The organism is Dolichospermum flos-aquae CCAP 1403/13F (genome assembly GCF_012516395.1).
In the GTDB taxonomy this organism is placed as follows: domain Bacteria; phylum Cyanobacteriota; class Cyanobacteriia; order Cyanobacteriales; family Nostocaceae; genus Dolichospermum; species Dolichospermum lemmermannii.
Genome location: NZ_CP051206.1, coordinates 1987215 through 2000487, shown reverse-complemented (window position 1 = coordinate 2000487; position 13273 = coordinate 1987215). Strand labels below are relative to the sequence as shown.

The following is a 13273-nucleotide window of genomic DNA, read 5'->3' as shown; positions in this document are numbered from 1 at the left end:
TAAGGCTATTATTCCTGTACACTAGAGAAAGATGTAAAAACAGTGATATGATCAGGGTTTATCTAGATACCAGTATTTATAATCGTCCATTTGACGACCAAACACAGCCAAAAGTCTTTCTAGAAACACAGGCGGTAATTCTAATTTTACAAATGGTTCAAGCTCAATTACTAGAATTAGTTAATTCTTCAGTTTTAGAATACGAAAATAGCCGTAATCCTTTTACTATTAATCAACAATCAATGGAGCGATATTTACAAATAGCCACATTAAGAGTATTTATAGATGAAAATATTAGAGCTAGATCCAAACAGTTAGAAAAACAAGGAATCAAGCCTATTGACGCACTTCATATAGCTTGTGCAGAAACATCTGAAAGTGATTATTTTATAACTTGTGACAAAAGATTAATCAACCGATGTCAAGATTTACCACTGAAAGTAATTAACCCAACAGATTTTATTTTGGAGATAGAAAATGACAATTAAAGTTATTAACGAGCAACAAAATTTACAAGAAGTCATGCAGGTTTTACTTGCTCACCTAGAACCAGCAAAAGTAATGAAATTTTGGGCTGCGTGTAAACTAGGTGAAGGAGATTATTTACAACTTAAAGAAAGGTTATTTTCTGAAGAAACAGTTGATAGTTTATATGCCAAAATTACAGAATATCAAGAGTCTAATGATCAAAAATATTTGTCCAAATAAATTAATTGCTTTAAAAGTCGAGCGATCGCGCAATCGCCGGCTTGTCAGTTCGCATTTGTAGAATAACCGAATGGGATAGCGAAGCGTGATCTCGTAATTAATCGTGAAATATCAATGATTGTAGGGGTTTATCAATGCTAAACCTCTACGTCTTGTGTATAATTAGATTATGGATATGGCGTTTTCTGTAATTATGAACCTTACTTGGTTAGATAGTAATAGTTGGTTGATTGAAATTGGTGAACAGCGGATACTAATTGACCCCTGGTTAATTGGTGATTTAACCTTTAATAACTTAGATTGGTTATTTAAAGGTTCTCGGACTCAAGATCGGTCAATACCAGATAATATAAACTTAATTTTGCTTTCTCAAGGATTAGAAGATCACGCACACCCACCCACCTTAAAACAGCTTAACAAAAATATCCCCGTTGTCGCTTCCCCCAATGCGGCTAAAGTTGTCAAACAACTGGGTTATCAACAAATCATCAGTCTCAATCATGGTGAAACCTTCACCTTAAATCATCAAATAGAAATCAAAGCTGTTCCCGGTTCTCCCATTGGACCAACCTTATTAGAAAACGGCTATCTGCTTAAAGATTTAGCAAATAATTCCACACTGTATTATGAACCTCATGGTTATCATTCCCCCCAACTCCAAGAAATAGCACCCATTGACGTAGTCATTACACCAATCATTGATTTGAGTTTACCCCTACTCGGTCCGATTATCAAAGGCATGAATAGCGCCCTAGAAGTAGCAAAATCGGTAAAACCTCGATTTATGCTCCCTACCGCAGCCGGAGGGGATATTTTGTTTGCAGGACTACTGGTAAAATTCCTGCAAGCTAAGGGAACTGTAGAAGAATTTCGCACATTACTGGAAAAAAACAATTTAACAACCCAGGTAATTGCTCCTCAATCTGGTGAAAAAGTTATGGTTTGATTGACACTCTCCGCGTCTTTAGACGCGGAGATTCTATAGAGAGTTTCAGTCTATATCCCTCAGTTATCCCAGTTTCAGGCAGGGTTCCTTAAATATTTGGGTTCTTGCCCTGATTTCGTTTGCCTTGGCGGGCGAAATCATATCTGACAAGCGTAACCTTCCGAGAGTTCTTCGGTAGCTTTTTATGTCTTTAGTGACAATTTAATTCTATCACGAATATGGATTAAAATTTAAAATTATTTCAAATTTTCAAATTAACGTCAATGCAGGATAAAGGAAAGCAACTAGTACATCACGGCGTAAATAAAGCAACCATATTCAATCGCCAAAAAGCCTACTGTATATTAGTTTTGACTTTTGACTTTTGACTTCCGCCCTGCGGTACTAGCCTTCATCCCTTGTCTAAAGCCCAAATGTGGCTGACTCAGTCAGCCACATTTTCAAGGGTTTTCGGCGTTCTTCCTTATAATTTAAAACCAATAATAGTGTGAGGATGTTATAATCTGCGATTTAAAGGCTTGATGTAAATATATCTACATCAAGTTTTCTAAATATCTGTGTGATTAACTATGGCAAAAATTCGTATTTCCCTAGCCTTGAGTCTAGCTACCCTAGCCAGTGGTTTCTTGTTAGCCGCTTGTGAAAATCCTAATCCTTCATCATCTACCGGAAATAGTACCACCTCCCCAACAGCTACCACTACAACCAGTGATACTAAAGGACTGAAAATCGGGAGTTTATTACCAACAACTGGTGACTTGGCTTCTATTGGACAACAAATGGTTGGTTCAGTTCCCTTACTGGTAGACACAGTTAACGCTTGTGGGGGTGTGAATGGTGAAAAAGTCAGTTTAGTACAAGTAGACGACCAAACAGACCCTAAAGCCGGTGCTGCGGGAATGACCAAATTAGCGACTTTAGATAAAGTCGGTGGTGTAGTCGGTTCTTTTGCTAGTAGCGTTTCCACTGCGGCGGTTTCTGTGGCTGTACCCAATAAAGTCATGCTGATTTCTCCTGGTAGCACCAGTCCTGTATTTACCGACAAAGCTAAAAAAGGCGACTTTAAGGGCTTTTGGGCGCGGACTGCTCCCCCAGATACCTACCAAGCATTGGCTTTAGCCCAACTTGCTAAGAAAAAAGGTTTTAAACGAGTTTCCACAGTAGTTATTAACAATGACTATGGTGTAGGTTTTGAAAAAGCATTTGTGGAAACTTTTGAAAAATTAGGGGGAACAGTAATTAATAAAGATAAACCTATTCGCTATGATCCCAAAGCTCAAACTTTTGATACAGAAGCAACTGCGGCTTTTGCTGGCAAACCAGATGCGGTTTTAGGGGTGTTATATGCGGAAACTGGGAGTTTATTCCTCAAAGCTGCTTATCAGCAAGGTGTCACTAAAGGCGTACAAATTTTACTTACAGACGGCGTAAAATCCCCTACTTTCCCTGATCAAGTAGGCAAAGCTAGTGATGGTAAGTATATTTTATCCGGGGCAATTGGGACAGTTCCTGGTTCTAGTGGTCCAGGTTTGGAAAACTTTAATAAACTTTGGAAAGAGAAAAAAGGCGGTTCTCCTGGAGAATACGCACCTCAAACCTGGGACGCTGCGGCTTTGTTGGTATTAGCCGCTCAAGCTGCGAAGGAAAATACCGGGGTTGCTATTGCTGGTAAAATTCGGGAAGTCTCTGCTGGTAAGGGTACACCAGTTAGTGATGTTTGTGAAGGATTGAAGCTACTTAAAGCAGGAAAACAGATTAATTATCAAGGCGCAAGCGGTGATGTAGATGTTGACGCTAACGGTGATGTCATTGGTACTTATGATGTCTGGACTGTGGGCGATGATGGTAAAATCAAGGTGATTGATAAAGTTAGTCCTAAGTAAGTAATTGAGATCCTCGAGATACACAAATAACGTAGTTTAACCTTGGTCAAACAGCGTTAATTGCTGATAATTCGCTCTCTGATTGACCTTACTCGTAAGGAGAGCTTTTAGGTTCTAGAGTCTGGGGCTTATCCTTGCCCGTTATCGCCTCAGGTTCCATTACTATGGAGTCCCGAAACTTCTGCGTCCGTTCTAGCAAGATTACTTTTACATCGGAATGTTTCATGTATCGAGTGATTTCAACATCACTCATTCTTGCTAGAATGTTGTCAGCAGCGTTAGTATCTGAGTGCATCACGACCCCATCATGTCCGGTAAACTTGTCACCATTTCTACTACCCGTTAAGGTAGCAAATCTGGAGTCAAGTTGTGACGTATATGCACAATTCACACTAACAACCGTGCAACCTACACGGGTTGAAACTTGTTTGAGAGCATCCGCAATTATCCCCTTGCACCATGAAGAAACATTTCTCTTCATGCGTTTTTTCAGGGGTTTTTTGCTTTTTATTGCTTCCGTCAAATCTTCAAAAGCTACCTTGATTGCATTTAACATCAAGTCATGGGTGGCTGTAAAAACGATTGTTTTAATCCTACCTTTAAAGGATGTTTCCCGATTATTCCACTTGATTTTACCAAGGTTATTCCGTTTAATCCTATCAGCTTTAGCACTGTTTCCCCCGGCGATAGATTTATTAAAAACTGACCTAATTTTGTTGCGTTTAACTTGTTTCGCTGTTCTATAATCAGTCTCTTCTGTTTGGATTTTACCGAAATTATTGCCTAAAAATCTAGCACCATCGTTAGAAGATGTGGCATACACTTCTGTGTAGCCTCTGTCACATCCAATTATTTTACCTTGAGTCTTTTTTTCAGCTTTTTCAATGTCAGTCGTGTAATGTATTTCCCATCTGCAATTACGCTTGATTAGCCTTAACTGACATTTTACTTCCGTCGGTAAAGTCGTTGGTAGCTTGAGGGTTTTACATGGAGTTAACCCTCCAAAACGCAACCACACCACGCCTTTGCTATCTAATTTAGTATCAAAAGCCCTAAGAATAATTTGGTTACAAACTTTTGTGTGACCTCGATACCAAAACTTTCTCATCAATGTGCAAAGTTTGGGGTGTTCCAACCATTCACGACTTTCTAATGTAAGTTGTAAAACCCCTTTTTTAGATGGGAATGATTGGAACGATTGACCCAAAGATTTCATCACCTTTTCGACACAAGCAGCCTGAACCAAGTGGATATCATCAATTACATCGTAGAGGGTTGAATCCCATAACTTAGCAGGTAATTGATACTTATCCTTAGATTTACGTAATTGTTTATCAATCTCGAATTTAGAAACACCCCAGACGTGCCGAGATTTTTTAATTTTCGCTGACAATTTTTAATTTTTAATTGTAATAGATGCGCCTAATATCTCAGATATCCAAACTTCAATATTGCGGATAGGATGGGAACGGAGGGCTGTAAAATCGGGATGGATGATTGGTTCGACTAAAATTGTAAACATTCCCAAGCGATTACCGGCTAAAACATCAGTAAACAAGCGATCGCCTACCATACCTACTTGATGTGCAGGTAAATTCATTTCTTGCAACGCCGCCCGAATTTTCCGCCGGGAGGGTTTGGCCGCACCCAAGTAATAAGGTAAATTTAGAGAACGGGCAATACCACCAATTCGCGCTTCACTTAAATTATTACTAACTAACCATAGTGCTGTACAAATCCGAATTTCTGCCACCCATGCTTGCAATGCTGGGAAAGTAGAACTCGTCGTCATGGGTACTAAAGTTTCATCCACATCTAATACTAGCCCTTTCAGCCCATATTGTTGGATGACACCTGGTGTCAGCGTTAATACTGAACCTGATAAAATCAAGTTAGGCTCTAATAGATGGTTGCGAGTCATAATTTTTTGTGAAGGCTAGGAGGTAGGGGCGCAGGGACTGCGCCCATTCAGGAGTCAGGAGGAAGAAAGAAAAATTTGAAGTTTAGATTTATTAAGCAAACCCTAATTAAATTTAGATTTATAAGGCAAAAGGTAAAAGGCAACAGTAATTAATTAAATTACCAATCACCAATTACCAATTACCAATTACCAATTAATCAAGCTCATTAAACAGATGTTCTTCTAAGAGGGGTTGAAATTTACGAAACTCTTCGGGGGAAAGTAATTCTGGTTCACCCGTTTTAGTCATTCTCGCAAAAAAGAGCAGGGGATCAAGGGGAGTATAAATTGCATACTCCTGTTCATCATGATAAAAAGTGGCAATTTCCATTAATTGCTCTGGTTCTAAACCGTTTTCTTCATCTTCAAGTTCTAAAGTAAAGAATTTTGATTCATCTTCAGGAGGCAACTCACCTGCTACAGTTAAGGCATAAGCAGTATTCTTGAGAATCAAGTTTTGCTCAGAAAGAACCGCTTGAGCAGTGCCGAAAATTTCGTCAATGATCTCATCATCTTCCACCAAGACGGCTTCTTCTTCGTCGCCATCAACTTGCCAAGCAAAAATTTCTATTGGTGCATCTATAGGCAGAAGGAGAACATATTTTTCCCCCTCTACATCGAGCGTATGCTCAATGTAACATTCTAGTGTCCGTTTTAGCTCATCTGTTAAAATCAGAGAACTTTCGGAATCGTGATCATTGTCTTCAGGAAGTGGAGATGAATACATAGCTGAATTATGTAACTGTAACAATACTCTTATATATGGAAATCATTGAACCGCTAAATGACAGCCGATGTCAACCATAAATTGAGAGATCCAACTGACGCTCTCAGGTCTAAAGACACTGAAATCATTAAGATCAAATAAATGATCTGTAATAGTTTTTAGAATACCATTTAAAAGGGATCACTCATCGGTAAATGCTACCGATCTCTGTACCGAACTCCGTCTAGCATCTAGCCATTGTTGTAAAATCAATGCAGCAGCCTTGCGATCAATTAAACCCTTATTCCTTGATGGGGAGCGATTCTCAGCTATTATCAGTTGTTCCGCTTGATAAGAAGTTAATCGTTCATCCATATATTCTAAAGGAAGTTTCAGCGCATCCGCCAATCTAGCCGCAAATTTCTGGACATGACGGGCTTGAAACCCGATAGTACCATCCATTGAATAAGGTAAACCAACAACGAGAATTTGTACCTGTCGCTCATTGACTATTTGCTGAATTTTCTCTACATCTTCGATAAAAGACTTGCGCTCAATTGTCGTTATACCCGTGGCAATTAACCCAGTCCCATCACATCCAGCTAAACCGATGCGTTTACTACCAACATCCACACCCAAAGCGGAAATAAATGATTTTGATTGCTGTTGAGAGATCACGCTATTGTTGCTCCTGGGATTCATCTGCGGCTGAATCTGATGGACAGGGTATATCCATGTTAGGATTTTGATGAGTAGAAGCCACAATTTCTGACTGCATTGGTATAGCCCTTTCTGGATGCACCTGCTGAGTTTGCGGCATCCATGACATCCCCCCAGGGATAGGTTTCCGGGTTGGTTGTAGTCCTTGTAACATTTCCTGCCACTGAATCCCCTCTAAGGAGACAAATTTCGATTCTCGCAGTTTATGCCAAACTGAGCGAGACATGATCAGGGTATGTTCTTTGCGTTTAGCCCCAATCCGCTCTAAATATTCTTCTCTTTCTGGTTGATAGTCTGAAGAAGCTAATTGTAATCCTTGTTGAGGAAAATCTTGAGCAATGCGGGCTAATTGAGACAATAATTCAGGATACAACCAAGTATAAGCCGGATGAACTGTAAGAGTTGCTACATGAGGATTTTCACCTGTGCGATCAAGTTGCACCTGAAAATAACCAATGGCTGCTTTCCGCTGGGGTTCAAAGACATAACCACTCACAACTTCAGTTTTTGTCATCCACTGCTTGAGAGCATCAATAATAGCCCCAAACAAAGTCGTTTTAAAGTCGTGGGTGTGTCGATCAAATACTTGCCTTACCAAAGGTGGCATTGATGCTGTATCCAGTTGATATAGCAACGGAGCATCAGCATTACTCACCGGTAAGAGGTTGGGTAAATCTGGTTCAGTTTGAATTAATTCCGCTAATAACTGGGGACTAATTTCCCAGTATGTCATTTCTGCTAACCGTTGAAATCCATTGTGGCGATACAGTGCTAAGGCATCAACGTCATTGATATTAACTTCTAGTATCCATGTTCGCGCTTCTAAAATTGATTCAAAGCAATGGCGCAGTAGTTGTGAACCTACTCCCATTCTGTCGCCAGTGCCTGCTAACATCACCCGATTAATTCGCCAAGTGCTGCGGGTTCGGTTAAATGGTGATACTTGAATCATTCCCAGTAGTATCCGTCCCTGTTCGGCAACATAGCCCCAGAAGCGATACTGTAATGGGTTGGGAAACCAACTTAAGAATTTGAGTAACCCATACCAGCGTCGTAGCCATTGCATTTGCCGCATGGCCGCACCAGCTTCTTGGGGAGAAAGATGGGACAATGATTCTTGAGTTAAGCAATCAATTCCGTCCAAATCCCTATGTTGGACTGGTCGGATAACAACGCTGAGGTTTCGAGGGAGTAGTGAAGTCATGTTGATTCAAGCCGCCATTTAACCTTTAAAAAATAGGATTGGTGATGTGATGCTGCAATCATTTTAACGGCCTTTTTTCTCTTAGGTCTTGCTCCCAAAGAGTGATTTTTTTAAGTGACCACGTAAAAAAAATATAAAAAGCAGAAACCGTGAGTATACCTTTGAGGTGAAAACCACAATACCTGCTTCTATTCTAGGATAATTCTACTCAAAATACTTTTAAATCTATAGACCTTGGCGAGAAGCGAATTTTTCAAAGTCGGCTTGGGTTTGATGAAGTAATTGCTGACGACTATCTGAAATTACTTGTTTGCAGTTGGGAACCAAGTTGGGAACCAGATTTCGAGCTTGTAGTGCCATGTGCATTTGTAGATGAGCAACGTATTCACTTATATCTTGGTTGTCTACAGTTGCGCCCGTTAGTACATTTGATTCCATTGCCACTGGGTTCTCCTTGATAAATTTGGTGTAATTGCTTTACTAGACTAGATCAGAAGTTATCATTTTTTTTACTTAACTGCCTAATTTCGCAATGAAGTGTAATGATTGGGAAGGAGGGAACAGCCAAAAATCAAGATAAATAACCTGATTTTTTCCCAAATAGAAATTTTCTAATCCTCCCAAAGTGTATAAGTTTCGTTAAAAACCTCATCCCAACTTAAAGCAATAATATCTGGTTTCTTACCCATTTCATCTCTAGCATCCTGTTTTGCAGCCAGAAAACACTTGTTCCAAATTGATTCCAAAAAATCTCGATTGAGACTTGGCATTTCTTCTTGACTGGCAGTAATTTCTGCCCTAGCTGAACGAATAGAAATTACCCAACTAGCACTACGTTTTTCCGGTTGACATTTCCACTTAATTATATGCAGTATCAATCGAGTTAGGCGATTAATTACTGCTCTTTTTTCTGATCGCCCCATAGACTCGGCTAAACTCTCTAAAATATCATCAACTTCTTTCATTTTCCCCTCCTCTAGCAGTTGTTTTGCTTTTACTACAGCTAAATATGGTGATTGAAAAACCAGTTCGTCATAAGGTACTGTCATAATTAATAACTCCTTGGCTTGTTTTTTCCCAAATCTTGCATAAAAGATGGTACTGTTTTAACAACTTATACAAAAAATATCCTTTTGTGATTAGATACAATCAGCAAAGACCTCCACTCTAAGAGTATTGTAGGTTTACAAATCAGTCAATAATCTTGGTTTACATGAAATCACCATAAACACATCATATTATTAATTTTATATGCCTATACTTGACGATTAACGATAGACTGTTGATTATGGATAAGTAAATCAAAACTCAACACACAAAATGATTTTAGAACTCTCTCCACAAATTCATTACTTGGTGGGAATGTCTCAACCAGAAACCCATTTATTTGAGGTGACTTTACACATTGTTAACTATCCGTCAGCAGTTCTCGATTTAAAAATGCCAGTGTGGACTCCTGGTTCATATTTGGTGCGGGAATATGGCAGACATTTACAGGATTTTGCGGCTTTTGCGAATAATCAACCCTTATCTTGGCATAAAGTTAGTAAAAATCATTGGCAAGTAGAAAAAGGCAATACTTCAGAAGTAACTATTCATTACCGTGTATTTGCTAATGAATTAACAGTAAGAACAAATCATTTAGATGCTACTCACGGTTACTTTAATGGGGCAGCTTTGTTTTTTAGAATCCCTGGTTGGGAAAATTTCCCCATGCAGATAAGGGTAATTCCTGCTAAGGATCAATGGCAAGTAACTACTAGTTTACCAACATTCGCAGAAACAGTAAATACTTTTTTAGCGGCAGATTTTGATACTTTAGTTGATAGTCCTTTTGAAGTTGGTTGTCATCAATTATATAATTTTGAAGTCTTGGGTAAACCCCATGAATTAGCAGTTTGGGGAAAAGGAAATTTTCAACCAGAACAAATGATTGCTGATTGCCAAAAAATTATTGAGGTAGAATCACAAATGTTTGGTGGTTTACCTTATGACAGATATGTATTTTTTCTGCATTTTCTTCAGCAGGGTTTTGGTGGTTTAGAACATAAAAATTCTTGTTCTTTAATTTATCAAAAGTTTGGATTTCGGACTGTGGATAAATATGAGCCATTTTTGCAATTGGTGGCCCATGAATTCTTTCATTTATGGAATGTTAAAAGAATTCGTCCTTTGGGGTTAGAAGTGTTTGATTATGATCAGGAAAATTATACACCATCTTTGTGGTTTTGCGAGGGAACAACCAGTTATTATGATTTAATCATTCCTTTACGGGCAGGTATTTATAAAACCAAGGCATATTTAAACTATTTGAGTAAGGAAATTACCAGATATTTGATGACTCCAGGACGAAAAGTTCAACCTTTGTCGGAGTCAAGTTTTGATGCTTGGATTAAACTTTATCGTCCAGATGCTAATAGTGGTAATTCTCAAATCTCCTATTATATCAAAGGGGAAATGGTGTCACTTTTATTAGATTTATTAATTCGCGTTCATCACGGGAATCAGCTTTCTTTAGATGATGTAATGCGGCAAATGTGGGAGAAGTTTGGAAAGGACGAAGTTGGTTATACTCCCGAACAATTAGAGGGTGTGATTGAGTCTGTAGCGGGTATGGATTTAAGAGATTTCTTTAAACGCTATCTTCATGGTTTGGAAGATTTACCTTTTAATCAATATTTACAACCTTTTGGTTTGCAATTAGTCGAGGAAAAGAATGAAGAACCTTATTTGGGTGTGAGGATAAATACTGAAAATGGACGGGAGATAATTAAGTTTGTGGAAGCGGGTTCACCGGCACAATTTGCGGGAATTGATGCTGGGGATGAATTGTTAGCGATTGATGGGATTAGGGTGGGAAATCAATTAAATGAACGCTTGAAGGATTATCAGGAAAATGATTCTATTCAAGTTACTGTTTTTCATCAAGATGAATTGCGGACTTATTCCGTGACTCTAGCTGCATCAATTCCTAGTAAGTATCAACTTAAAGTTGTCGAAAATCCTTCTTTCACAGAAATGGAGAATTTTGCCGGGTGGTTAGGTGTACCTTTGTCGAGTATTCAGTAATATTAATTGTCTGAATCAGGATGTCCAGGATTTCAGGATTAATTGTCTGAATCAGGATGTCCAGGATTTAAGGATTAACAGGATGAAATATTCCAGATTATTATGTTTGATCTAACAGAGAAGAGAGAGGTGAAGAAATTTTCTTTCTTTCTTCTTTCTTTCTTTCTTTCTTTCTTCTTTCTTCTTTCTTCTTTCTTCTTTCTCCTGACTCCTGACTCCTGACTCCTGACTCCTGACTCCTGACTCCTGACTCCTGACTCCTATTAGTTATTTTGACTTTTTAATACTCCTAGTTCTGTTTGAATCGCTAAAATATCTAAAGTATCAGTTTGGGAACAATATTTCAGGTCTTCTAAACATTCTAAGCGTAATAATCGTTGACCATGACTAGCTTTGTGTAATAATCCTAATAGGTCATTTTGCCATTGGGAATAAAGAGCGATCGCACTAACCACTTCATCATTACCACTGATGTCTTCTAGGGGACAATTAGTTTGTTGCCAAATGCTATGAGCGATCGCCCCCGCACATACTGTATCCTCTAAAGAATAACTTCCTTCCCAGCCAGAACCAACAATCCAGACTGTTTCCGGTTGCTTTTCTAAAAGAAATTTAACTACTGCTGCCCGATTAATCAAAGCTGCTGCGAGAACAATGGGGGCGTTTTGTATCCGCTGTAAAGCCCTTGTCCCATTGGTGGTACTAATAAATAACCTTTTTCCAGCAACTAATTCGGCTGTGCAATCTAAGGGTGAGTTACCCAACTCAAAACCAGTTACTTTAGCGCCACCCCTTTCTCCAGCCCTAAGTCGCTTGTCTGAAGGCCATTGTTCACTCACTGTCATCAGTTGATCTAAATCGCTGAAGACCTGTACAGCTTCACCTCCAGCGGCTAATACTGTGGCCATTGTACTAGTTGCTCGCAGAACATCAACAGCGATCGCACATTCTGGAACTGTATCATTTGGGGTCAATTCGGGAGTGTGATATATAAATATCTTCACGTGCTGGCTACACCTATTTCATAAGACTGCGGTAATATTCTACCTACTTGATGTCACCAACTGATGATACTATTTTTCAATAGATAAGAGAGAAAAGGTAACAGGCAAGGGAAAACGAAGATTTTGAGTGATAATTTAGACTCCATTTCCCATTTGCTACTGATTAAAACTTGATGGTTGCACCAGCTACAGCTAAAGCAGCCCAACCCAGCATTAATGCCAATCCTCCCAATGGTGCAACTGCCCCTAAAGACTTGATACCTGTTAAACTGATAGCATATAAGCTACCGGAAAAAATCACCACACCAATAATAAATAACCAACCACTGACTAAAAGCGTCCTTGGGGGATTTTCTAAACGACTCATGAGCATGGCAACCAACAAAAGTGCCAGAGTGTGGTACATTTGATAACGAGCGCCAGTGTCAAATATTTCTAAAGAGCGCTCGCTAATTTTTTCCCGCAAAGCATGAGCGCCAAAAGCACCACCAGCAACAGACAAACCGCCAAAAATGGCGGCTATAGTTAAGAAAAATTGTGTCATCTGACCTATTAAACATCAAAATGATATGATACAGCCCCTTCTTCGGTGACTTGAAAATTCGCATTGAATTCTTTAGCTTTCTTATCTAAATATTGTTTAGCTTCCGCTGCTGGTAATTGAGACTGCATAGCAAAACTTAACAAAGTTACTCGTCCTTGATTTTCTAGTAACATTTGATAAAACTGCGCTTGTAATTGTTCACTGTTTTGCTGCTTTAAGGCTTTTTTCTCTTGTTGACTTTGTTTATACAATCCTAATGCTAACCAACTCCCCAATATCGCACTAGGAACACCAAAAATTATCCCTCCCACAATAGTATCTTTGCTCTCTTGAGCCGCATTGGGAGGTGAAAATACCTGTTCCCCCTCCACTGGATATACCGTTACTCCTGATTGCGCTGATTTATCTATTATTTCTGATACTGATATCGCCAAAAACATGAATCCGAGTGTGAGTAACCAACCAGCAGCCAGTTTTTCAGCCGTCTTCATAGTTCTACTTCAGATTTAGACATTGCTTGTAATTTTAA

15 protein-coding genes are annotated in these 13273 nt (G+C 39.0%); 5 read left to right on the top strand and 10 right to left on the bottom strand.

Annotated features, from left to right (window positions below):
- Positions 1–47 precede the first annotated feature (47 nt).
- The 4 genes from HGD76_RS09765 (at position 48) to HGD76_RS09750 (ending at position 3537) form a co-directional block, all read left to right on the top strand.
- Positions 48–488 (top strand): PIN domain-containing protein, encoded by a 441-nt coding sequence (locus tag HGD76_RS09765; RefSeq protein ID WP_168695651.1) that lies wholly within the window; start codon positions 48–50, stop codon positions 486–488.
- Positions 478–708 (top strand): hypothetical protein, encoded by a 231-nt coding sequence (locus HGD76_RS09760; RefSeq protein ID WP_168695650.1) that lies wholly within the window; start codon positions 478–480, stop codon positions 706–708. Before HGD76_RS09765 ends, HGD76_RS09760 begins: the two co-directional genes overlap by 11 nt.
- Positions 709–901: 193 nt before the next feature.
- On the top strand, positions 902–1654 hold the full coding sequence (locus tag HGD76_RS09755; RefSeq protein ID WP_148766862.1) for an MBL fold metallo-hydrolase: 753 nt from the start codon (positions 902–904) through the stop codon (positions 1652–1654).
- Between the two features lie 569 nt (positions 1655–2223).
- A complete protein-coding gene (locus HGD76_RS09750) occupies positions 2224–3537 on the top strand; it encodes an ABC transporter substrate-binding protein (protein WP_148762045.1) in 1314 nt (437 codons plus the stop codon).
- Between the two features lie 88 nt (positions 3538–3625).
- Here HGD76_RS09750 and HGD76_RS09745 read toward each other — a convergent pair whose 3' ends face one another.
- The 7 genes from HGD76_RS09745 to HGD76_RS09715 form a co-directional block, all read right to left on the bottom strand.
- A complete protein-coding gene (locus HGD76_RS09745; protein WP_233467158.1) occupies positions 3626–4930 on the bottom strand; it encodes an addiction module component in 1305 nt (434 codons plus the stop codon).
- A gap of 3 nt (positions 4931–4933) precedes the next feature.
- Positions 4934–5458, bottom strand: a complete 525-nt coding sequence (locus HGD76_RS09740; RefSeq protein WP_168695649.1) for a YqeG family HAD IIIA-type phosphatase — start codon at positions 5456–5458, stop codon at positions 4934–4936.
- A 193-nt stretch (positions 5459–5651) separates the two neighbouring features.
- Positions 5652–6224, bottom strand: a complete 573-nt coding sequence (locus HGD76_RS09735; protein ID WP_015080827.1) for a DUF3727 domain-containing protein — start codon at positions 6222–6224, stop codon at positions 5652–5654.
- Between the two features lie 180 nt (positions 6225–6404).
- Entirely contained in the window at positions 6405–6905 is a 501-nt protein-coding gene (gene ruvX, locus HGD76_RS09730) for a Holliday junction resolvase RuvX (protein ID WP_148762043.1), read from the bottom strand.
- Complete coding sequence (locus HGD76_RS09725) at positions 6883–8127, bottom strand: GNAT family N-acetyltransferase (protein WP_148762041.1); 1245 nt, start codon at positions 8125–8127, stop codon at positions 6883–6885. Before HGD76_RS09725 ends, ruvX begins: the two co-directional genes overlap by 23 nt.
- Positions 8128–8352: 225 nt before the next feature.
- Complete coding sequence (locus tag HGD76_RS09720; protein WP_148762039.1) at positions 8353–8565, bottom strand: hypothetical protein; 213 nt, start codon at positions 8563–8565, stop codon at positions 8353–8355.
- A 173-nt stretch (positions 8566–8738) separates the two neighbouring features.
- Positions 8739–9176: a DUF29 domain-containing protein gene (locus HGD76_RS09715; RefSeq protein WP_015080831.1), complete on the bottom strand. Its 438-nt coding sequence runs from the start codon at positions 9174–9176 to the stop codon at positions 8739–8741.
- 271 nt (positions 9177–9447) lie between these two features.
- On the opposite strand from HGD76_RS09715, the gene HGD76_RS09710 reads away from it, so the two are divergent.
- On the top strand, positions 9448–11196 hold the full coding sequence (locus tag HGD76_RS09710) for a M61 family metallopeptidase (protein ID WP_148762035.1): 1749 nt from the start codon (positions 9448–9450) through the stop codon (positions 11194–11196).
- A gap of 263 nt (positions 11197–11459) precedes the next feature.
- Here the strand turns inward: HGD76_RS09710 and HGD76_RS09705 are convergent, their stop codons facing one another.
- The 3 genes from HGD76_RS09705 to HGD76_RS09695 form a co-directional block, all read right to left on the bottom strand.
- Positions 11460–12200, bottom strand: a complete 741-nt coding sequence (locus tag HGD76_RS09705) for a 2-phosphosulfolactate phosphatase family protein (protein WP_168695648.1) — start codon at positions 12198–12200, stop codon at positions 11460–11462.
- Between the two features lie 163 nt (positions 12201–12363).
- Positions 12364–12744: a DUF423 domain-containing protein gene (locus tag HGD76_RS09700; RefSeq protein ID WP_168695647.1), complete on the bottom strand. Its 381-nt coding sequence runs from the start codon at positions 12742–12744 to the stop codon at positions 12364–12366.
- 8 nt (positions 12745–12752) lie between these two features.
- Complete coding sequence (locus tag HGD76_RS09695; RefSeq protein WP_168651516.1) at positions 12753–13235, bottom strand: hypothetical protein; 483 nt, start codon at positions 13233–13235, stop codon at positions 12753–12755.
- Between the last annotated feature and the right edge of the window lie 38 nt (positions 13236–13273).

Bases quoted from the DNA above. Each gene is read 5' to 3' on its own strand.
- HGD76_RS09765 (WP_168695651.1), top strand. From the start codon at position 48: ATGATCAGGGTTTATCTAGATACCAGTATTTATAATCGTCCATTTGAC.
- HGD76_RS09760 (WP_168695650.1), top strand. From the start codon at position 478: ATGACAATTAAAGTTATTAACGAGCAACAAAATTTACAAGAAGTCATG.
- HGD76_RS09755 (WP_148766862.1), top strand. From the start codon at position 902: ATGAACCTTACTTGGTTAGATAGTAATAGTTGGTTGATTGAAATTGGT.
- HGD76_RS09750 (WP_148762045.1), top strand. From the start codon at position 2,224: ATGGCAAAAATTCGTATTTCCCTAGCCTTGAGTCTAGCTACCCTAGCC.
- HGD76_RS09740 (WP_168695649.1), bottom strand. From the start codon at position 5,458: ATGACTCGCAACCATCTATTAGAGCCTAACTTGATTTTATCAGGTTCA.
- HGD76_RS09735 (WP_015080827.1), bottom strand. From the start codon at position 6,224: ATGTATTCATCTCCACTTCCTGAAGACAATGATCACGATTCCGAAAGT.
- ruvX (WP_148762043.1), bottom strand. From the start codon at position 6,905: ATGAATCCCAGGAGCAACAATAGCGTGATCTCTCAACAGCAATCAAAA.
- HGD76_RS09725 (WP_148762041.1), bottom strand. From the start codon at position 8,127: ATGACTTCACTACTCCCTCGAAACCTCAGCGTTGTTATCCGACCAGTC.
- HGD76_RS09720 (WP_148762039.1), bottom strand. From the start codon at position 8,565: ATGGAATCAAATGTACTAACGGGCGCAACTGTAGACAACCAAGATATA.
- HGD76_RS09715 (WP_015080831.1), bottom strand. From the start codon at position 9,176: ATGACAGTACCTTATGACGAACTGGTTTTTCAATCACCATATTTAGCT.
- HGD76_RS09710 (WP_148762035.1), top strand. From the start codon at position 9,448: ATGATTTTAGAACTCTCTCCACAAATTCATTACTTGGTGGGAATGTCT.
- HGD76_RS09700 (WP_168695647.1), bottom strand. From the start codon at position 12,744: ATGACACAATTTTTCTTAACTATAGCCGCCATTTTTGGCGGTTTGTCT.
- HGD76_RS09695 (WP_168651516.1), bottom strand. From the start codon at position 13,235: ATGAAGACGGCTGAAAAACTGGCTGCTGGTTGGTTACTCACACTCGGA.